Here is a 21,333-nt window from a genome sequence, read left to right as displayed (position 1 = left end):
CTTATAAAAAAGTCTACCTATCGGGTACTTTTTTGTATAATTAAGAAAAAATGGGGATTGGGGAATAGCTAGAAATGAGTAAAAAAGTATTTACAGAGAAAGAGATTAATTTACTTTCAAATAACCCTTATGTTAAGTCAGTTAGTCCAAAGGGGATTACTTACACCGATGAATTTAAGCATATTTTTATTGCAGAAAATGATAAGGGGAAATTACCTAGACAGATATTTGAGGAATGTGGATTCGATATAGACGTTATTGGAATTGACAGAGTTAGATCATCAGGCAAGAGATGGCGTGCAACCTACCGAGAGAATGGTGTATCTGGGCTGCGTGATACTAGAACTGAGAACTCAGGAAGACCTTGTGAAAGAGAACTTACATTAGAGGAGAAATACGCCAAGATTAGAAGCTCAACACAATTTATTAAAGGCGGAAAATGATCTTTTAAAAAAGATACGATTTGCAGAAAGGGGGCTGAAGAAAAAGAAATATCTTTATCAGCTGACCAAAAGTTTATCCTCATTCGTTCAATTATTGAGAAGTACGAATTAAAAAATATGGTGAGCTATTTATGTGATGTCGCTGGAGTCTCACGTTCTGGCTACTATAATTATTTCTCTGCAAAATCTCAAGAACGAAAAAAACAAAAAGATGAACAGGATGAAATCGTAAAAGAAGTAATATTGAAAGCCTTTCATTTTAAGGGCCGTAAAAAAGGGGCACGTCGAATCAAAATGACTTTGGCGGGTCAATTTAATGTTGAGTACAATTTGAAGCGGATTCGAAGAATTATGAATAAGTACGCCATTATCTGCCCCATTCGGAAGGCAAATCCATATAAACGTATGATGAAAGCCACACAGGAACATCGAGTTGTGCCGAACCTATTGAACCGACAATTTAGGCAGGAAGTCCCAGGCAAAGTCCTCCTAACTGATATTACATATTTATTTTACGGAAAGGGCCAGAAGGCCTTCTTATCGACAATTAAAGATAGCTCCACTAATGAAATCGTGGCCTATCATGTGTCAGACCGTATCACGATGGATTTAGCTACAGACACCCTTCTTAAGTTAAAGAAGAATCGAAACTTTAGAAAAGCAGAGAATGCATTGATTCACTCCGATCAAGGTACTCACTATACACACCCTGACTTTCAAAAATTAGTGAAGAAGCTTGGATTGCGTCAATCTATGTCAAGACGAGGAAATTGTTGGGATAACGCTCCGCAGGAATCATTCTATGGCCATTTTAAGGATGTGGCCTCTATTAAGCCATGTTCGAATTTAGACGAACTAAAGTGTGAAATTAAGCAATATATGATCTATTACAATAACTACAGATACCAATGGAACTTAAATAAGATGACCCCTGTTCAATACGAGGGCACTGAAAAAGTCCAATATTTATAAAAGGCAGTTGAAAGTTCAATTGAATCGAACTTTCAACTGCCTTTTTATTTTATAATTAATAATATTAATTGTATGTAGGTGATTTCCAAAATGATTTCAAACCAAGAATCTCTCAATCTTAGTCCATTTATGGCAATTTACGATATTGTTGTGCCAAAGGATAATATGCTTCGTCAAATCAATGAACTTGTTGACTTCTCTTTCATTTTAAAAGAACTAAAAAATAAATATTGTCTTGATAATGGTCGTAATGCAGTGCCACCTATTCGTATGTTTAAATATTTACTATTAAAATCAATTTTTGATTTATCCGATGTAGATGTGGTTGAACGTTCTAAATATGATATGTCGTTTAAATATTTTTTAGATATGGCACCAGAAGAACCTGTTATTAATCCTAGTTCATTGACTAAATTCCGTAAGCTCCGTCTCCAAGATGTGAGTTTATTAGATATGCTTATTGGCAAGACCGTTGAGGTTGCCTTAGAAAAAGAAATCATTAAGAGTAATGAAATAATCGTGGATGCCACACATACAAAAGCACGCTACAATCAAAAATCACCTAAAGAATTTATACAAGAGAAGTCAAATAATTTGCGAAAAGCTGTTTATCAAATAGATGAATCAATAAAAGAAAAATTCCCATCGAAACCGACTTCTAACGAAGTAAAAGATGAAGTAGATTATTGTCTTCAAGTTATCCAGGTAGTTGAATCCCAACCGCAAATTGAGGTAATTCCAGCTGTAAAAGATAAACTAAATGTCTTAAAAGAAGTCATAGAAGATTATAATGAAAAGCTGAGCTATTCAACGGACCCTGATGCTCGTGTTGGACATAAATCAGCTGAGTCCTCTTTCTTTGGCTTTAAAACACATATTGCGATGAGTGATGAACGGATCATTACAGCTGCAGTTGTAACAACCGGAGAGAAAAGTGATGGAAAATATCTTGAAGAATTAGTTAAGAAAAGTAAAAAAGCAGGCCTGGTAATAAATACAGTCATTGGAGATACAGCTTATTCTGAAAAAGATAATATCCAGTATGCAAAAAAAGAGGCATTTCAACTTGTATCTAAACTGAATCCACTAATCACACATGGGAAACGTGCGAAGGAAGATGAATTTGATTTCAATAAAGATGCGGGAATGTATGTGTGTAAAGCTGGTCACATGGCACTTCGTAAAGCACTGATAGGGAAGAAAAATAAAAGTAACAACCAACAACAAGTTTATTATTTTGATATTGAAAAATGTAAAATATGTCCTTTCCGTAAAGGATGTTGAAAGGAGGAGCGAAAAGTAAAACGTATTCTGTTTCAATCAAATCAACTGAACATAAGGAACAGGAAGCATTCCAAAACAGCGAAGAGTTTAAAGAACTCTCACGTTCACGGTATAAAATTGAAGCAAAAAATAGTGAATTAAAACATGGACACGGGTATAATACGGCATCAGCCTCGGGTCTATTTGGTATGGAAATACAAGGTGCAACAACTATATTCGCCGTCAATTTCAAACGAATCATTACGCTTTTAAAAGAAAAAAATAGTAAAGGAGAATAGAAATAGGCAAATTCTTGTTCGAAATCGTACAAGAAGTTGCCTATTTTTTTTGATGTAAACACATAAATCACTAAAAAAGTAATGTTTTTCAGTGCCCTCGTTCAATACAGAGATCATCTTCTTGAAACTGACTAGGTCTTTTTTTAAAATGTCCTTTACAACGGGTACACTTTAACTGAGGTAAGCCTTTTTTCTTTTCATTCTTGTATTAATTTTAGGTTATTGGATTAGTCTGCTGAACTTAAAGGTAGGGAAGCTCTTTGCTTGCGCTCATAGTTAACGTGTTGATGAAATGCCTTTATGCAGCCATTCAAATCCCTGTTCTGGAAAGCCTTTAATATGGATTCGTGAATGCTGGCTAATTCGGACAGATCAGTAAAATACACTTGACTGTTAAGGTACCATATCCGACTTAGTTTGGAGGACAAGGATACCCAAACATTAAACAGGAATTTATGGTCTGCCGTTTTATATATTTTAGTGTGGAAGTCTTCATCAGCAATCCTAATTTTTTCTAAATCATTGTTTACTCCAGCATTAACCATGTCATGATAATAATTTTCGAGTTCTTCTATATCTTTGTCAGTCAATCTTTCAAAAACTCTTTTAATAGCAAATTCCTCCAGCGTTAAGCGAAAATCATATAATTGATCAATCTCATCAGCTGAGAAATTCGAAACAAAGGTGCCTTTGTTTCGTTGAGTTAGGACCAAATCTTCATCGGCTAATTTTAAAAACGCTTCACGAACAGGTGCTTGACTGACACCATAGTTCTTAGCCACTTCTAATTCAACTATTCTATCCCCAGGTTGAAGTTCTCCCTTAATAATTTTTTCTCGTAGCGATTCATAAATCTGTTCTGAGAGAGTTTTATTTACAATGGAATTTTTCATTTATATCCATCCTTTTCACTCATTTATAACCGATAATCGTTAATCATAAATATTTTATTGTAGTTTACCACATTTTTTGATGAATATCCATTCATTATTTCTTTATTCGGAATATGAAGGAGAATGATGTTTTAAAAATATATTCATATAAATTAAATCTTAATAAGAGGCCGAACAACTTTTTCCGAAAATTAATAAATTTTTTGACGATTTCTAACCCTTGTGCTATTATTTATTATAGATTATATATTATCGATAATCAAAGAACTGTTTTAGACTTTATTTTAAAAAAAGGAGGCGTATATGAAGAGTTCTATTGTAAACAAATCGCTTTCAGACCAGATTCATGAAGCGTTGCGGGATTTAATCATTAAAGGGGAACTTTTGCCAGGAGACAGGATCCTTGAATTGGAAGTAGCAAAGAACTTTGGTGTTAGCCAAGCCCCTGTTCGAGAGGCATTATTGAAGCTGGCTGATGAAGAGTTGGTTGTAAGCATACGATATAAAGGAACTTTTGTATCCAACATCTCTACCGTCGAAATGGATGAATTGTATTGTTTCCGTATCATGATGGAGGAATTAGCCATTAAAAGAAGTTTTGAAAGAATGAAAGACGGAGATGTAAGTACCCTTGAAAAATTTTACCAGGAGATGGTTCGAGCTGGTGAAACCAATGATTTGGACTCCTTGATAGCAGCCGACATCAATTTCCATTCAAAAATTTATGACATGGCAGAACATAAATTCATGTTGAGTGTATGGGAGACTTTGGAATCGAAACTGAATCGAATTTGGTACCTTACAAGCCAAGTGTACTTCATTAATCTTTCTGAAGTTGCTGCCATTCACAAGCCTTTCTTAAACGCTATTAAAACACATGATTTGAAGGGGTGCATAAAGGCGTTTCATGAACATGTCTACTATGAAAAAAAACAAAAGTTTTTAATTACCCATTATTAAAAGTGAAATGTCGTTGTAGAAATTAGTAGTTTTGAACTCTATTCTTTTTTAAAGAAGCATGGAACACTGGAACGATATAACTCAATTTTTTTAATTATAAATTATCGATAAATGATAAATTTGTTTTGACAAATCAAAAAATCAATGCTATTTTTAAAATATATTATCGATAAACGATAATAAAACTATTAAAAACCAAAATGGAGGAATGAAACACATGAACCTGCTTATCGATTCATTTGAGTTTGGCCTACTCACTCAAATTCACTACGGAGTTGGGAAGCTTAATCAATTACCCGAAATTCTAAAGGATCAAAACTATCAAAATGTACTAATCTGTACAGACCCAGGCATTGCTAACTCTGGATTACTGGAGCGTTTAGAAAATATTTTAGCTAGTGCAGAAATTCGCTATACAATTTATAAAGAGGTGCAGCCGGATCCAACACTTGAAGTGGTGGATACGGTTAGACAAATATTCGTAGACAATCAATGTGATGCTTTAATCGGCATTGGTGGAGGAAGTTCCATTGATACCGCAAAAGGAGTATCTGCAGCGGTCGCTAATCCTGGAGAGCTTAGCCAATATGAAGGAAAGAATAAACTTCCTAATCGCGGACCGGATATTATTGCCATACCAACTACTGCAGGAACTGGATCAGAGGTTACCCATGCAATGGTGCTGAAAGATACCAAACGTAAATATAAAATGGGAATCCTTAGCCAGAACTTGCATCCAAAAGCAGCCATCCTGGACCCACAGTTGCTGACGACGCTTCCTAGGGGACTTGCAGCTATTACTGGAATGGACGCACTGAGTCATGCGATTGAATCCTATACGTCCAATCAAGCACAGCCAATCACAGAAGCGCTTGGATTACACGCTATTCGATTGATTGCAAAATATCTTAGACCTTTTGTAGCTCGACGCACTGATTTGGAAGCGGCTTCACAGATGATGTTGGCCAGCACCATTGCCGGAGCTGCATTTATATGGGGAAGGGTAGCAGCTGTGCATGCTTTATCCCATCCATTAGGAGGTCGCTATAAAGTCCCACATGGGTTAGCAAACTCCATCCTCCTTCCGGTTGTTATGGAATTCAATGCCAGCACCAATCAAGAAAAATTTAAAGAGATTGCCATTTTACTAGGGGAGAATGTTGAAGGTTTAAGCTTGAGAGACGCAGCTTTACGGTCCGTTCAAGCGGTAAAAGGACTAATTGCCGATTTGGATATTCCGCCAACACTCGGAGCAAACAACGTCAGCTTATCTCCGGAAGAAATCCAAATTGTTGCTCAGGAAGCATTTGATAGTGGGGTTGCATTAGCCAATCCTAAGGTAACCACGGTAGATGATTTGAAAAATATTCTGCAGCAAGCGCTTTAAAAAATAAAGTAAAGGAGAGATTTTCATGGAAAACGAATTTCCTATAAATATTCAAAACTATATTGATGGACAATGGGTTCCTTCTTCAAATATGAAAACGTTTCAAAGAGAGAATCCGGCAAATCCGCAAGAAATTGTAATAATAGCACCTAAATCTACTGTAGAAGATACGAATAATGCCGTGGAGGCAGCACAAAGAGCGTTTGCTGATTGGTCCCGTACCCCAGCTCCTATGCGTGGTGATTTGCTGTATCGTTTCACTGAACAGTTACACGCCGAACGTGAATCGATAGCTCAAATCATTACTAAAGAACAAGGGAAAACGTTTAATGAGGCATTAGGAGAAATCAATAAGACGATTAGTGAAGTACGCTATACCGCGGGGGAAGCTACGAGAATGGCCGGTCAAACCCTCCCAAGCGAAAGAATGGATATCGAGATAAAGACAAAAAGAGTACCAAAGGGAGTCATAGCCGCGATTTCCCCATGGAACTTCCCGATTGTTACACCACTTCGAAAAATAGCTCCAGCATTGGCAACTGGAAATACTGTAGTGTTTAAGCCTGCAAGCATAACTGTGGGAACTGCAGCTAAAATCATCGAAATTTTTGAAAAAGTTGGTTTGCCTAAAGGTGTTTTAAATCTAGTAATCGGATCTGGCAGAGAAGTTGGTACACCTCTAATCGGCCATCCGCTGGTCAAGGGAGTTACCTTTACAGGTTCCACTGATGTTGGTAGGTCGATTTATCAAGTGGCAGCAGAAAAATTAATTCCGGTCCAATTGGAAATGGGTGGAAAAAATGCCGGTATTATTTATGACTATAAGGATTTAAAGGGAGCCGTTAATCAAATTGCCGGTGCTGCTTTTGCAGCAACAGGCCAAAGATGTACATCGATCAGTCGTATCGTGGTGCAACGTTCGGCAGTGAATGAAGTAGTCAGCTACTTAAAAGATCGGTGTCAATCCTATGTCATCGGTGACGGATTGAACCCGGAAACGACATTGGGACCGGTGGTTTCAAAAGACCATTTGGAAACAATCGAGAATTACGTCCAAATCGGGGTGAACGAAGGAGCAACGCTCGTTCAAGGTGGTAAAAGGATAGAGAGCCAAACAAATGGGTACTTCTATGAACCTACTGTTTTCACTGATGTTTCACCAGATATGCGTATTGCTAAAGAAGAGATATTTGGTCCAGTATTAACAGTAACTCCTGTAGATAGTTTTGACGAAGCTATTCAGATAGCCAATGATGTTGAATACGGACTTGCATCATCCTGCTTTACCAATAACTTGGAGTACGTTGAACAATTCGTCAACCAAGTACAAACTGGGATGTTACATATCAACAACGGAACCATTAGTGAATCCCATGTTCCCTTTGGTGGCTTGAAAAATTCAGCCGTTGGTCCATACTCCATTGGTGTAACCGCAAAGGATTTCTTTACTGATCTTAAAGTAATTTATTCCGCTTCAAAATAATATAGGGGGATGAAAACATGATCTTAACAGAAACAAATCAATCATGGAAAGATGTAGCACGTGACTTTGCTTCTCGCAAATTACAAATGGGGACACATTGGCTGGAAGGTGAGGAATATTGGGCAAATGCCCGATTGTTGGCTGAACAGGGCTTTTTGGGGTTAACGTTACCAGAAGAATATGGAGGCATGAATCTATCTTTATTTGATGCCATCCTAATCATAGAAGAATTGTGCAAGGTTTGTCCATCAAGTGGCAGGCAGGTATATCACACGAGTATTGGAATCGCTTCCTTTATCAATCATCTGGGTACAAAGGCGCAAAAAAAATTATACCTTCCCCAAATAACTTCCGGGAAATTGTTAGTAGGTCTTGGCATGAGTGAGCCTGATGCAGGGAGTGCAGCCACAGACATGAAAACAACGGCAATCGATGAAGGGGATCATTATCGATTAAATGGATCCAAGATTTGGGTTAGTGAGGCACATTTGGCTGATCTGTTTGTTGTCTACGCTCGTTTCGGAAACACCGGAAGGACATCGGATATTGGAGCCATTTTAGTAGAACGCGGAACGCCTGGCTTTACAGTAGGTGTTCCTGAAGAAAATATGAGTGGTGAATTTCAATCAGCTCTTTATTTCGATGATGCGATAGTACCAAAAGAAAATGTTTTGACGGAACGCAATGCATTCAAAGCCCTAATGGGAGTGTATAACGGGGTACGTTTAGGGTTCGCTGCCCAAACATTAGGGATTACCCAAGCTGCATTCGATAGAACCGTTCAATATATTCAAGAGCGGAAGCAGTTTGGTAAAGAAATATGCGAATTTCAAGGTATTCAATGGATGGTTGCCGATATGTTTATGCAATTGGAAGCCGCACGAACTCTACTGTACCGTGCCGGTATGGCGGCATCCAATAATAAGCCTGATAAGCATGCGGCAAGTGTTGCTAAGGTTTATGTAGCAGAGGCGGCTAAAAAGATTACAGATGATTGTTTACAGCTCCATGGTGGTTACGGATTCTCCAAACAGTATCCGTTGGAATGGTATTACCGCTGCGTGCGCGCTGCATCCATTGCGGGTGGTACTGTTCAAGTTCATCGAACGATGCTGGCTGCTGAAGTATTAGGAAGAAAATTTGACCAAAGGAAGTAGTTGAAGAGGATTGTTTTACCTTTAATCTTCCCGGGACAGCCCTATATATCACTGTGGCTGTGTCAAAAGCACAGCCAGGGGATGCCCCTATTTGGTTCATAAGCAATCACTTAACCTAGCAAATTATAACATATAGAAAGGGGAAAATCAGAATGCTTACTACTACTTTGAAATCAAAGGTGATCTCTTTCGAAGAAGCCGTCAGCAATGTACCAAATGGTGCAAACGTAACAATCGGTGGGCTTATTTCTGTTCTATGTCCGGAAAAAGTAGTAGCAGAGTTGGAAAAGCGTTACCTGTCCACTGGAGAACCAAGGGATTTAACTGTCATCACACCAGTGCGTGTCGGCTGGAGCAAAACGCAAAGCACTGGATTAGAACATGTTGCGAATCGGGGAATGCTGAAAAGATTGATTAGTGGCAGTTTTAATGTAAAAGAAGGACCGAGGCTCACTCAGATGATCCGCGAAAATGAGATTGAGGCCTATGGTTTTTCTATGGGAACGATCTTTCATTGGATTCGGGCAATGGCTGCAGGTGAATCAGGACTTGTTACGAAAGTGGGACTACATACATATGTAGATCCACGCTACGATGGCGGACGCCTGAATGAGAATACCAAAGAGAATTTATCAAAAGTTATTGAGATTAACGGCGAGGAGAATCTTTTTTACCCCTCTATTCCTATTAATGTAGCGATTATCCGCGGTTCAACGGCGGATGAGAGCGGAAATATCACGTTAGAAAATGAACCGGTTACGTTAAGCGGATTGGAAATGGCGATGGCAGCCAAAGCAAGTGGAGGATATGTAATTGCACAGGTGAAACGGGTCGTGCCAAACGATACGCTGAAACCTCATGATGTAGCAATTCCTGGCATTCTGGTAGATGCTGTGGTTATTGATACCGACCAAAAACAAAGCTTGCTTGATGAGGACGATCCGAGCTGGACCGGTGAAATCAAACTTCCTTTAGAGCAAGTATATAAGCCGCTCCCCCTGAATTCCAAAAAGGTGATATTAAGAAGGGCGGCCAAGGAACTGAAGCGGGGCGATGTCATTAACCTTGGAGTTGGGATTCCTGTAGGTTTACCGCAGTTAGCTTTAGAAGAAGGATTTTTTAATGATGTTACTTTCTCATTGGAGCACGGGGCTATCGGTGGTGTTCCTATGGGTGAAGAGGTCTTCGGCGCCCACATTAATCCTACAGCTATCGTAAGTTCTCCTCAGGTGTTTGACTTTTACCATTATGGGGGATTATCAGCAACTTTACTGGGTTTTGCCCAAATCGATCGTTTAGGAAATGTAAATGTCAGTATGTTTAACGGTGTTTTTCGAGGATCCGGGGGTTTTATCGATATCGTTCATAAAACCCAAAAAATTATGTTCTGTGGAACGCTAACCAGTGGAGGGCTCGATGTTGCGATTGAACAAGGAAAAGTGAATATTTTGAATGAAGGAAAACATAAGAAATTCATTCCTGAGGTGGAGCAATTAACCTTTAATGCTCAGATGGCTCTGAAAAACAAACAGGAAATCCTCTATTTAACGGAACGGGCTGTATTTAGATTGGAAGAACAAGGGATCACATTAATTGAATATGCCCCTGGGGTTGACATTGAACGTGACATCCTTTCACACATAGATTTTAAAATAAATATTTCACAACAACTGAGAGAGATGGATGCAGATATTTTCAATAGCAAAAGGGAAGAAGGTAGGGTCAATGGGGAAATGGGAAATAACAAGGACGATTACATGTGATGTCTTAGTGGTTGGAGGTGGTGGTGCAGCTGCGAAAGCTGCGTTAACCGCATATCAGGCTGGAGCACAGGTTCGGATCGCTGTTAAATCCCCTTGGCTTAAAGGTGGATCAACAGCAACAGCGTTTTCGGAACTTCTTGCAATTGCTGCCGCTATTGGCCATGGAGACGAGCGAGACGAACCAGAAATTCATTATCAGGACACAATGGATGCGGGAAGAGGTTTTATCAATCCTACATTAGTGCGAACGTTGGCTGAAGATGCTCCAAAAAGGATAAATGACCTGATCGAGTTAGGGCTCAATTTTGATAAACAAAAAAATGGCAAACTTGTTCAAGGTATGAGTGATTTCGCTACTTATCCCCGCACATGCAGGGTGAATGGTGTGACGGCAAGACATATTCTAAACATCATTGCCAAGGAATTAAAAAAGAATGAAGTTCCAATTGATGAGCAGATGATGGTTTTTCAATTAGTAACAGATAGCGAAAAGAGAATCGTTGGTGCACTCGCATTGGATGTTGCCCAAAATGAATTTGTATTCTATCAAACATCATCTGTCATTTTAGCGTGTGGCGGAGCCCACTTCTTATACACTTATGGTGTAGGTACGCCGGATATGACGGGAGATGGGTATGCAATGGCCTATCAGCAAGGAATCCCCCTTGTAAATATGGAATTCGTACAAATCGGGCCAGGAGTTATCAATCCTCCGGTAACATTACTTTCGGGACCCGTTTGGAAGACACATCCCATTCTTTCCAATCAAAAGGGTGAGCGATTCCTGGAGCGAAATCTCCCTCCAGGTGTAGATGTGAAGGACGTAAATAACCAAAAGGCCTTTCCATTTACCGTATCCAATCATTCCTTCTATTTGGATACATTGATCCAAAGAGAATCAGAGGCCAATCCATCACCGAACGGAGGCGTATGGTGTGAGATGGCTCCCGGATCAGAAGCTATTGTTGAGCAGAAAATGCCGAAGACAAAACGTGTGTTAAAATCCAAAGGAATTGATGTACACTCAGATAAATTTGAAGTGGGTCTTGTGGCTCAATGTATGAACGGCGGGGCACAAATAACCACTCCAGATGGTGAAACTGACATAAAGGGTTTATTCATCTCCGGAGAAACGGCTGGAGGTTTACGCGGCCCGGATCGTCCCGGTGGGAACTCTCTCGCAGAAGGGCAAGTATTTGGCTATCGAACAGGAAAAGCAGCTGCACACTATTCACTAATGCACGGCAAGGAATTATCTTCCAAAGGATTCTACATCCAAGAATTTCATTCCATCAAAAAATGGATTGAAAATAGCCAAAATGGAACAAAAGATGTTCTTGACAGCATTCGTGAACTTCGCCGAAATATGTATCAGAATTGCCTGGTCATTCGCAATGAATCCCGTTTGAAGGATGCGTGGGATTATTTAATGCAGACAGAACAAGACCTTCAGCAGGGTAACTATGCTTTGAGATTGGATAACATCAAGTCTGCACTTGAGTTGCGTAACATGATTATTACAGCTAAATCGATCGTGTTGGCTGCTTTACTTCGAACAGAAAGTCGAAGTTGTCATTATCGCGAAGACTTCCCGGAAAAAAATGATACCAAATGGAAAAGAAGTATTCGAATTAGGAAAGAGGACGGAATCATGATTGCGGAGGAATATGAGTGGCCCGCAGAACAAAGCACGATAGGAGCAAAATAGGCAATGACAGTTGATTTTTCTATTCAAAATGGGATTGCCAAGGTAACACTTGATCACCCTCCGTTGAACATACTGTCTGAAAAAGTGAAGGAAGAGTTGACTGATACGTTCCGTGTCATTACACGTCATTCTGGTGTTCGTGTGCTCCTTTTCGTCGCCAAAGGGAATCATTTTAGTTGTGGTGCTAACTTAAAAGAGTTCCCAGATCGCATTGCAAAAAAATCGGCAGGTGAGGTATGGTTGCGTGGACATGAGATGTTGGCATCGATTATGAATGCGCCTCAGCCTACAGTTGCCTACATTCAAGGTAATGCTTAGGGGGTGCGGAACTTGCCAGTGCCTTTGATATACGTATACTTTCATCCACTGCTCAAGTCTCGTATCCTGAAGTATTACGCGGTGTCTTACCTGGAAATGGGGGATTAGAGCGATTAATTTCCCTGGTGGGTCCAGCTAAAGCGATGAACCTAGTATTGACCGGTAAACCAATTTCCGCAGAGAAAGCTCTTCAACTCGGATTTGCTTCTGAAATCGTTGAAAGTTCGGAAGGACTAAACAAAGCCGATGAATTTGCTCAATATATAGCGAATTTGCCTGGCGTAACCTTACAAACTATAAAAAAAGCGATCTATATGTATGCTAATGAGTCTTCAGCATTTATGGAAAAAGGTAAAGAGCTTTTCTGCATGTTACATGAAACTCAGGATGTGAAAGAAGCTGTAAGTGCTTTTCTTGAGAAGAGAAAAACTTCATTTGTACACAAGTAACAGTAATCTTTATTAAAGAAGTATGCTCACGAGATGTTTGAAAGGAGAAACTTATATGGTGCTCGGTCTTATAAATTTTATAGCTTTCCTGAGTATCACAGGATACGCGATTTATTTGTTCGCAAACATTGTATATAGCCGAGTAACGTTCATTAGATTGGGGAAACCATCAAACTTGAGGAAAGACACCCCGAAGCGAGTCAATGAAGTACTGGTGAACGTCTTCGGCCAGAGAAAACTTTTTAAGGACCCTAAGAGTGGGTTAATGCATGTGATTATGTTTTATGGGTTTATTATCCTGCAGTTTGGGGCCATTGAACTGATTATTAAAGGTTTTTTTAAAGGGTTTGAATTCCCGATTGGCACAGCCCATAAGTTTTTTACCTTGTGTCAGGAAATAACTACGTTTCTTGTTTTATTAGCAGTCATATATGCATTTTACCGTCGGTATATTGAAAAGCTAAAACGTTTAAAGCGTGGATTCAAATCTGGATTGGTAATCATTTTTTTAACAACTTTGGTATTATCTATCTTTTTAAGTCTGAGTTTTGAACATATATGGTTGGGGAAAGCTGGTTACCTTGCATACGCACCTATTTCCAGTACGATAGCTGGATGGTTTTCTGGCATGAGCCAAGCGGTGGCTGGCGAAGCATTTTATGTTTTTTGGTGGCTTCACCTTATTACGTTACTTAGTTTTCTTGTTTATGTACCGCAGTCAAAGCATGCCCATGTTTTGTTTGCTCCAGTTAACGTGTATTTACGTGATACGAAACCGCTGGGAAAACTATCATCGATCAATTTTGAAGACGAATCTCTGGAGACTTACGGGGTAGGTAAAATTGAAGATTTCCGTCAAAACCAGTTAATTGATCTTTATGCCTGTGTAGAGTGTGGGCGTTGTACCAGCATGTGCCCGGCATCTGGAACGGGAAAAACACTATCTCCGATGGATTTAATGAAAAAAATGCGTGATCATTTGACTGAAAAGGGGGCGGCAGTTACCTCCCGAACACCATGGATGCCTTCGTTTACCTTTCCGGGTCATCAGGCAGCGGCAACCTTGGAAGCTGTATCTGAAAATCTAATTGGAGATGTGATTACAGAAGAAGAATTATGGGCTTGTACCACATGCAGAAATTGTGAAGATCAATGCCCGGTAGCCAATGAACATGTTGAAAAAATTATCGATATGCGTCGTTATCTTGTGTTGACTGAAGGGAAAATGCCGCATGAGGCCTCACGCTACTTTCAAAATGTAGAACGTCAAAGCAACCCTTGGGGAATGAATCGCAAGGAACGGATTAAATGGCGTGAAGGCAGGTCTGATGTTAGTGTGCCAACAGTAGAGGAGACGGAAGAATTCGAATACTTGTTCTTTGTTGGTTCTATGGGTTCTTTTGATAGTCGATCTCAAAAAATTTCCCAATCGTTTGCAAAGATTCTCAACCTTGCGGGTGTTAAGTTTGCGATTCTCGGCAATGAAGAGCGTAATTCAGGTGATACAGCTAGACGATTAGGAAATGAATTCTTATTTCAACAGCTTTGTCAAGAAAATATAGCAAACTTTCACGCTTACAACGTTAAAAAAATTGTCACCATCGATCCGCATGCATATAACACCTTTAAGCACGAGTATCCGGAATTTGGGTTGGAGGCAGAGGTCTATCATCATACGGAAGTGATTTACCAGTTGATCAAAGAAGGTAGAATAAAGCCTACCCTTGATGTTAATGAAACTTTAGTATACCACGATTCATGTTACATTGGCCGTTATAACGGAATCTATGATATTCCGCGTGAAATTCTAAAAGCGATTCCTGGATTAAAAGTAGTAGAAATGGAGCGAAATCTAGAAAATGCTATGTGCTGTGGGGCTGGGGGCGGAATGATGTGGTTAGAGGAAACACAGGGAAAACGAGTTAATATCGAGCGGACAGAACAGGCCTTGCAGTTAAACCCCACCACGATTGGAAGCAACTGCCCATATTGTCTAACCATGCTTAGTGATGGTACAAAGGCTAAGGAAGTAGAAGAACAAATTAAAACTTTGGATATTGCGGAGATTGTTGAGCATTCTTTAGTTGGTTAATCGTAGTAGTAATGTGTTTTTGTTAGCAGTACCAAGGAGAAAATTATTTGGAGGCGAAACTATGAATCTAGGATTTTGTATCTATCCCATTGAAACCCGTCCAAGCAAAGAATTAATACAGGAGTTTCAAAATGTAGTCACCCCGCATATCAGTGATAATTTAAACCGTATGCACGCCATAGCTTCCGGACTCAGACCTTATCATAAAGAAGGGAAACTGGTAGGTACCGCCCTTACGGTGAAAACGCGACCCGGGGATAATCTAATGGTACATAAGGCTATTGATTTGGCAGAACCTGGGGATGTGATTGTTGTCGATGCCGGAGGAGATCTCACAAATGCAATTGTAGGAGAAATCATGCAAAAGTTAGCAATTAAAAAAGGAATTGCAGGTTTTATCATTGATGGTGCTATACGAGATACAGGGGCCATTGGATCTGAGACTTTCCCGGTATATGCGAAAGGAGTAACCCACCGCGGTCCATATAAAGATGGCCCTGGTGAAATCAATGTACCTATATCAGTTGGCGGGATGGTTGTAAATTCAGGAGATATCATTGTTGGAGATGAAGATGGCCTTGCGGTTGTTCCTCTTGAACATGCAGTAGAGCTATTAAAATTAATAAAGGAGCAACAAATTCGAGAGGAGGATATCCTCCTGTCAATCCAAAACGGAACGGTTAACCGTTCATGGGTAGATCAATCACTTCAACAGAAAGGTTGTGAATTAGGTAAAGTTAATCATCTAATGAAGAATTAGTGTTCCTAAATTAGACTGTCTAAGAATAGCTTAAGCCAATAAACAATTGGAGAGGAATTGATAATAATGAATATTTGTATTTTAGATGGGTATACGTTGAATCCCGGTGACTTAAGCTGGAACGAATTGTCGCAGATAGGTAAGACAGAGGTCTACGATCGGACTCCAGAGAATCTCATAATAGAACGGGCTGCAAACGCAGAGATTATTTTGACAAATAAAACACCACTAAGCAGGGCCACTCTTGAGCAACTGCCCAACCTTAAGTATATTGGGGTCTTGGCAACAGGCTTTGATGTAGTCGATACGAAGGCTGCAGAAGAACGGGGGATTGTAGTCAGCAACATTCCGACTTATGGGACAGAATCGGTGTCCCAAATGGTATTTGCACTGCTGCTTGAACATTGCCATCATGTTCAACGCCATAGTGATGAAGTTATGGAAGGGCAATGGGGAAGGAATCCTGATTGGTGCTTTTGGAACTACCCACTTGTTGAATTAGCCGGTAAAACGATGGGAATCGTCGGTTTCGGGCGAATCGGGCTTCAGACGGCACGCATTGCTTCCGCTTTTGGTATGCGCATTCTAGCATTTGACGCCTATCATCGCGATATTGACCTGCCCGATTTTCAATGGGCGGATCTGCCTGATCTAATGAAGCAATCGGATGTTGTCAGCTTGCACTGTCCGCTAACTCCGGAAACAGAAGGTATGATTAACGCTGAAAATTTATCCATGATGAAACCTTCCGCTTTCATTATCAATACCTCGCGCGGGAAACTTGTCAATAACCAGGATTTAGCGGAGGCTCTCAATGCAGGAGTTATTGCCGGCGCTGGATTAGACGTTCTGGCGGTGGAACCTCCAGAAGATACCAACCCTTTGCTGCAAGCAAAAAATTGTATTATCACGCCTCACATTGCTTGGGCTACTAAGGGAGCACGGAGTCGTCTTTTGGATTTGGCAGTGGACAATATAAGAGCGTTTGTGGCAGGAAGTTCAAAGAACGTGGTATATTCCTTTTAGAGCATGGCAGCCGTTTATCTTTACAAGAGGGATGCTTAAATCAATGCAACGACCTTATTTCATCTCAGATTTCACGGAATCGTCGTGCCTAAACGTGCGGAATATTATTTCATTTCCGCGGAATAACATATACATCTCGCAGAATACCGACCCAAATCCGCGGAATTGAAAAATATTTTTCAAGAAACTGAGGTGGTATTATGAAAAATCCAGTATTTGTCTTGGCACCTGATTCATTTAAAGAAAGTATGACAGCAAAAGAAGTTTGTATTGCAATGGAGAAGGGAATTAAAAAGGCATTGCCTGAAGCAGTCTGTATTCAAGTTCCAATGGCCGATGGCGGTGAAGGAACGGTTCAATCGCTTGTCGATGCAACGGAGGGAAATATTTACTATCAAACTGTAACCGGACCACTCGGTCAGCCTGTTACTGCTCATTTCGGAATTCTCGGTGACGGTGAAACCGCTGCAATTGAAATGGCTTCGGCAAGCGGGATTCATCTGGTAACGAAAGAAACAAAAAATCCGCTCATTACCACTACATATGGTACGGGGGAATTAATAAAAGCGTGTTTAGATAAAGGTGTAAAAAAGATCATTATCGGCATTGGCGGAAGTGTGACAAATGACGGCGGCGTAGGAATGGCTCAAGCGTTAGGTGTAAAATTTCTCGATGAAAATGGCGAACCGCTTGGCTTTGGTGGGGGATCACTGGGAAGATTAGCGAAAGTTGAAATGGACAATCTCGATCCCAGATTAAAAGAAACGCAGATTTTTGTGGCTTCGGATGTAACGAATCCTTTATGCGGGGAAAATGGCGCTTCGAATGTTTTCGGTCCGCAAAAAGGGGCAACACCAGAAATGGTGCAGTTTTTAGATCAAAATCTGGCCCATTATGCTGCAATTTTGCATAACCAGCTTGGTAAGGATATTAAAGAGATCCCGGGTGCCGGTGCCGCCGGCGGATTGGGTGCAGGCCTCCTCGTATTTACCAATGCCCAATTAAAGCGGGGCATTGACCTAGTGATTGAGTACACAGGATTGGAACAAAAAGTGAAGGAAGCCGATTTTGTCCTCACTGGTGAAGGTGGTATTGATTTCCAAACGCAATTTGGAAAAACCCCCTATGGAGTGGCCCAGACAGCCAAAAGACATGGGAAAACCGTCATTGCAATTGCCGGTTACGTGGGAGAAAATATTGATATCCTCTATGATAAAGGTATAGATGCCATTTTTGGAATGCTTCCACAAGCAATGAGTTTAGAAGAAGCATTAATAACCGGTCAAAAAAATATCGAGACAACCTGTGAGAACATTGCACGACTTGTAACAATTAACAATGGTGCCGGCAAAATGGCTTAACCCTAAGAAAAAGGCTAAATAATTGTGACAACGACGGAATGATTGGTTCTTACGTTTATTGGGTAAAGGATATTATTTAGGCAAAATAAAGGAAAAAGGAGATTTTTCCAATGAATCAAATCTCTTTTCTTCCTCTCCCCGACCCTAACCTCGAAGTCCTTTACTCTCAGTTTTTGGATGTGAAGTATCCTTTTCTGTTTGTAACACTTAACGATTTATTTTCATTATGGCAGAAAGCCTAAAAGATATACAAAGTACCTATACAAAGTACATAGTCTTAAAAGGCTTATTTTTAAAATTGTTATTGGTTCCTTGACTTTAATTGAAATAGCAAGGGAATCTCTTACACGCTTGCCAGTACTAGATTGAATCCAATTGTTTGGATCTAGTTCCACTTTAACCTACCTAGATATTATAGGTTTTGAGCAAAAATAATTTTTATTGATAATTAGATTGTAATTAAAATGGTTTCGTTTTATTTGTGAATAACAATTAAGGTAACCACTACTACATCTAATTTATCTGAGATTACCACTCAAGCCAATTGGAGTGCTGTGCGTTGCTGGAGAAGATTAAAGAATAAGCAGAGGGGTTCGAAAATCTGTAAAAGATTCTCGGACCCCTTTCTGCTTTTACTTCAATCTCAAATCTAAGAAGGAGTCTAAACATAGAAAAATGTTTGTTCGTCTGTAACTCCTTATAATACTGAATGCTTTTCTCTTCACTGGCTCGTTTTTTCTTAAAAAATATCTGGTGCCACTAAGGGTTCTATCTATCCCATATAATTCCACCTCAAATTTTTTAAAAAATGAGTATACCCTTTACTCAGAATGAAGTTTATCAAGAACCAATGTTTGCCATACTGGTTAAAAACAAACGTTTCTTGAAAGGGTGTTTAAAATGTCCAAATACTAACAAATGAGTTTGATTTCTTTCCAAAACCAGTTTTCAACTCAGGAGGCTTGTCATGACCATCTATTTTCATTGAAGTGGTCGAACGGCTATAATTGTGAGAAATGCGGTCATGATGCTTATTTTGAGACGAAAACACGTAAGCACAAGCTTTATGAATGCAAAAAATGCCGTTACCAATCCACCGTTACCGTTGGAACCGTGATGGAAAAAACAAGAACGGACTTAACTAAGTGGTTCTTAGCCATTTATTTAATCGCTCACGATAAACGCGGTGTATCTGCGACAAGGCTTTCTGAAGAACTTGAAGTGACGTATAAAACCGCATGGCTCATGCTTCATAAAATCCGCCAAGCCATGAGAAAACGTGATGCAGAATACACATTAGCTGGCATAGTTGAGCTAGATGATGCTTTCTTTGGAGCGCCTTCCGAAGGCGGAAAACGCGGGCGCGGCACAGACAAAACCAAGGTTTTAGTGGGTTTATCCTTGAATAAAAAAGGACATCCGCTTTACCTAAAAATGGAGGTCGTCCCTAACATCAAAGGGGAAACCTTGATTGATTTTGCCAAGAAAAGCATCCAACCAGGTTCGACGATTAATAGCGATGCTTACCGTTCCTACCGTGCACTTGAAGGAGCTGGTTTTAATCACGAGTATCAAGTCTACAATGTCAAAGAAAGTCCAGACCATTTACACTGGCTGCATACTGTTCTTTCGAATGCAAAAGCATTTATTGGTGGAACGTACCACGGTCTTGATTCAAAGCATCTACAAGCCTATTTAGACGAATTTTGTTATCGATTTAACAGAAGGAAATTCAAAGGTGAATGGTTCAGCCGTTTAGGGACACTTTGTGCATCAACAAAGACGATTACTTATTCTGAGCTAACGGCATAACCATTTTTAAAATTAAGGAAATTTCAAACATAGGGCGTGGTGGTTTGGAAAAAAATACGCCGAAGAAACTGGGAGATTGAAACCATTACGAAGCATACTCTCGATATCATTAATCATTGTCGACCAAAACAACTGGTATAGTTTGTTAAACCTTCCTTCGAAACTATAATGGGTTGTAGATCCAAAGGTGATTTCCAAAGAAGTATGTCGAAAGTATTAGTCTAAAAGACTCTTGGAGGAGATTACTATGAAGATTGTGAAGGTTGTTATTTTATTCATTTTTTTAACAGGATGTAGCAATGCAAATGTTTCTTCAAATCCTCCAAAAAATGTACTGCTGTTACAAAGACTATTGAGGAGAAAAAGAATGTAATAAAATTTACAGATGTTGAACAGGCAGAAGCATTCTTATGGGATGCGATCCGAAATGATAAACCTTACTCCGAAATAACTAAAATATTTAGTGAACATCATTTTGTATCCGGTACCGACTTTAATTCGCTTGAAAATGTTGGAACAAAAAATCTGTAAATCAGTTTTTAGTAGGAACAACAGTCGGAGCAATTCAATAAAAGCTCTTCATTCGTCTTTTCGGTACCCGATGACAATCACATTTGTATATTGGTAGTTAATCACATTGAGCCAAGAGTATGACCGTTTTCCTATTTCTTAGTGCTGTCTTTTTTCTTCATTACAATTTCTTCAAGGTTTTGCTCTTTGATGAGATTAAAAAGGGGAATGCCGTTACCGTCAATACTCAATACTTTAAGATATTATGGGAGAAATAACATGTATGAGTCGATCGAGTATATCTTTTGGTTCATATAGAGGTAAATGAGTTATTTCTCTCCATTATGATACAAGACATTGAATACCATTAAAGATACTGGTTCATGCTTCGCCGCAGCTTCACCCTATCTGAAAAAAACTGAAAACCTGCTAATAACAGCCTAAAATCTGGTTTCCCAAATACATCTGTGATCACCACTTCCCCATCGAGGACGGTTCCTTTTGGAATGTTTAAATCTAATAGCCCAGGAAAACGATTGGTGACATCGGTTTATGGCGGGTATAAAGTTTTTTATCTTCTATATTGGAATAGATGAGGAGGAACACATCCATTTTAGCTCCGAAAAATAATCATCATTATTGGACAGTTCATCCGTTTTATGGAGTAACATTGCGCT

The 21,333-nt window shown here is 39.6% G+C and carries 13 protein-coding genes and 3 pseudogenes; 15 read left to right on the top strand and 1 reads right to left on the bottom strand.

Annotation, left to right across the window (positions count from 1 at the left end; genetic code table 11):
- Positions 1-74 precede the first annotated feature (74 nt).
- Positions 75-1,415: pseudogene (locus tag CCK98_RS34310) on the top strand (IS3 family transposase).
- A 90-nt stretch (positions 1,416-1,505) separates the two neighbouring features.
- A pseudogene (locus tag CCK98_RS34305) lies at positions 1,506-2,977 on the top strand (IS1182 family transposase).
- 227 nt (positions 2,978-3,204) lie between these two features.
- On the opposite strand, the gene CCK98_RS34300 reads toward CCK98_RS34305, so the two are convergent.
- Positions 3,205-3,870 (bottom strand): GntR family transcriptional regulator, encoded by a 666-nt coding sequence (locus tag CCK98_RS34300; RefSeq protein WP_088091016.1) that lies wholly within the window; start codon positions 3,868-3,870, stop codon positions 3,205-3,207.
- A 303-nt stretch (positions 3,871-4,173) separates the two neighbouring features.
- Here CCK98_RS34300 and CCK98_RS34295 point away from each other — a divergent pair, with 303 nt between their 5' ends.
- The 13 genes and pseudogenes from CCK98_RS34295 (at position 4,174) to CCK98_RS34235 (ending at position 20,146) form a co-directional block, all read left to right on the top strand.
- Positions 4,174-4,830, top strand: a complete 657-nt coding sequence (locus tag CCK98_RS34295; protein WP_088091015.1) for a GntR family transcriptional regulator — start codon at positions 4,174-4,176, stop codon at positions 4,828-4,830.
- Positions 4,831-5,038: 208 nt separating this feature from the next.
- Positions 5,039-6,217: an iron-containing alcohol dehydrogenase gene (locus CCK98_RS34290; protein WP_088091014.1), complete on the top strand. Its 1,179-nt coding sequence runs from the start codon at positions 5,039-5,041 to the stop codon at positions 6,215-6,217.
- A gap of 25 nt (positions 6,218-6,242) precedes the next feature.
- Positions 6,243-7,700 carry an aldehyde dehydrogenase gene (locus CCK98_RS34285; RefSeq protein WP_088091013.1) on the top strand — a complete coding sequence of 486 codons (1,458 nt, stop codon included), beginning with the start codon at positions 6,243-6,245 and terminating at the stop codon, positions 7,698-7,700.
- Between the two features lie 17 nt (positions 7,701-7,717).
- Complete coding sequence (locus CCK98_RS34280) at positions 7,718-8,857, top strand: acyl-CoA dehydrogenase family protein (protein WP_088091012.1); 1,140 nt, start codon at positions 7,718-7,720, stop codon at positions 8,855-8,857.
- A gap of 152 nt (positions 8,858-9,009) precedes the next feature.
- On the top strand, positions 9,010-10,620 hold the full coding sequence (locus CCK98_RS34275) for an acyl CoA:acetate/3-ketoacid CoA transferase (protein ID WP_088091011.1): 1,611 nt from the start codon (positions 9,010-9,012) through the stop codon (positions 10,618-10,620).
- Complete coding sequence (locus CCK98_RS34270; protein WP_179196084.1) at positions 10,583-12,328, top strand: FAD-binding protein; 1,746 nt, start codon at positions 10,583-10,585, stop codon at positions 12,326-12,328. The genes CCK98_RS34275 and CCK98_RS34270 overlap by 38 nt, the downstream gene beginning before the upstream one ends.
- Positions 12,329-12,331: 3 nt before the next feature.
- Positions 12,332-12,646 (top strand): enoyl-CoA hydratase/isomerase family protein, encoded by a 315-nt coding sequence (locus CCK98_RS34265; protein WP_088091009.1) that lies wholly within the window; start codon positions 12,332-12,334, stop codon positions 12,644-12,646.
- Positions 12,647-12,657: 11 nt separating this feature from the next.
- Positions 12,658-13,095, top strand: a pseudogene (locus tag CCK98_RS34260) (enoyl-CoA hydratase/isomerase family protein); the annotation flags it as partial.
- Between the two features lie 55 nt (positions 13,096-13,150).
- A complete protein-coding gene (locus tag CCK98_RS34255) occupies positions 13,151-15,187 on the top strand; it encodes a (Fe-S)-binding protein (protein WP_179196083.1) in 2,037 nt (678 codons plus the stop codon).
- A 61-nt stretch (positions 15,188-15,248) separates the two neighbouring features.
- Positions 15,249-15,947 (top strand): RraA family protein, encoded by a 699-nt coding sequence (locus CCK98_RS34250; protein ID WP_088091007.1) that lies wholly within the window; start codon positions 15,249-15,251, stop codon positions 15,945-15,947.
- A gap of 66 nt (positions 15,948-16,013) precedes the next feature.
- Positions 16,014-16,973, top strand: a complete 960-nt coding sequence (locus tag CCK98_RS34245) for a D-2-hydroxyacid dehydrogenase (RefSeq protein WP_088091006.1) — start codon at positions 16,014-16,016, stop codon at positions 16,971-16,973.
- 200 nt (positions 16,974-17,173) lie between these two features.
- Positions 17,174-18,334 (top strand): glycerate kinase, encoded by a 1,161-nt coding sequence (locus CCK98_RS34240; RefSeq protein WP_088091005.1) that lies wholly within the window; start codon positions 17,174-17,176, stop codon positions 18,332-18,334.
- A gap of 918 nt (positions 18,335-19,252) precedes the next feature.
- Positions 19,253-20,146: an IS1595 family transposase gene (locus CCK98_RS34235; protein ID WP_256942637.1), complete on the top strand. Its 894-nt coding sequence runs from the start codon at positions 19,253-19,255 to the stop codon at positions 20,144-20,146.
- Positions 20,147-21,333: the final 1,187 nt, after the last annotated feature.

This window comes from Bacillus sp. OV166, assembly GCF_900177675.1.
In the GTDB taxonomy this organism is placed as follows: Bacteria; Bacillota; Bacilli; order Bacillales; family Cytobacillaceae; genus Neobacillus.
This window is presented reverse-complemented; position numbering and strand designations above follow the sequence as displayed.

Excerpts from the sequence above, each read along its gene's own strand:
- CCK98_RS34240 (WP_088091005.1), top strand. The coding sequence starts at position 17,174 with ATGAAAAATCCAGTATTTGTCTTGGCACCTGATTCATTTAAAGAAAGT.
- CCK98_RS34250 (WP_088091007.1), top strand. The coding sequence starts at position 15,249 with ATGAATCTAGGATTTTGTATCTATCCCATTGAAACCCGTCCAAGCAAA.
- CCK98_RS34285 (WP_088091013.1), top strand. The coding sequence starts at position 6,243 with ATGGAAAACGAATTTCCTATAAATATTCAAAACTATATTGATGGACAA.
- CCK98_RS34255 (WP_179196083.1), top strand. The coding sequence starts at position 13,151 with ATGGTGCTCGGTCTTATAAATTTTATAGCTTTCCTGAGTATCACAGGA.
- CCK98_RS34270 (WP_179196084.1), top strand. The coding sequence starts at position 10,583 with ATGGGGAAATGGGAAATAACAAGGACGATTACATGTGATGTCTTAGTG.
- CCK98_RS34280 (WP_088091012.1), top strand. The coding sequence starts at position 7,718 with ATGATCTTAACAGAAACAAATCAATCATGGAAAGATGTAGCACGTGAC.
- CCK98_RS34290 (WP_088091014.1), top strand. The coding sequence starts at position 5,039 with ATGAAACACATGAACCTGCTTATCGATTCATTTGAGTTTGGCCTACTC.
- CCK98_RS34235 (WP_256942637.1), top strand. The coding sequence starts at position 19,253 with ATGAGTTTGATTTCTTTCCAAAACCAGTTTTCAACTCAGGAGGCTTGT.
- CCK98_RS34275 (WP_088091011.1), top strand. The coding sequence starts at position 9,010 with ATGCTTACTACTACTTTGAAATCAAAGGTGATCTCTTTCGAAGAAGCC.
- CCK98_RS34265 (WP_088091009.1), top strand. The coding sequence starts at position 12,332 with ATGACAGTTGATTTTTCTATTCAAAATGGGATTGCCAAGGTAACACTT.
- CCK98_RS34300 (WP_088091016.1), bottom strand. The coding sequence starts at position 3,870 with ATGAAAAATTCCATTGTAAATAAAACTCTCTCAGAACAGATTTATGAA.
- CCK98_RS34245 (WP_088091006.1), top strand. The coding sequence starts at position 16,014 with ATGAATATTTGTATTTTAGATGGGTATACGTTGAATCCCGGTGACTTA.
- CCK98_RS34295 (WP_088091015.1), top strand. The coding sequence starts at position 4,174 with ATGAAGAGTTCTATTGTAAACAAATCGCTTTCAGACCAGATTCATGAA.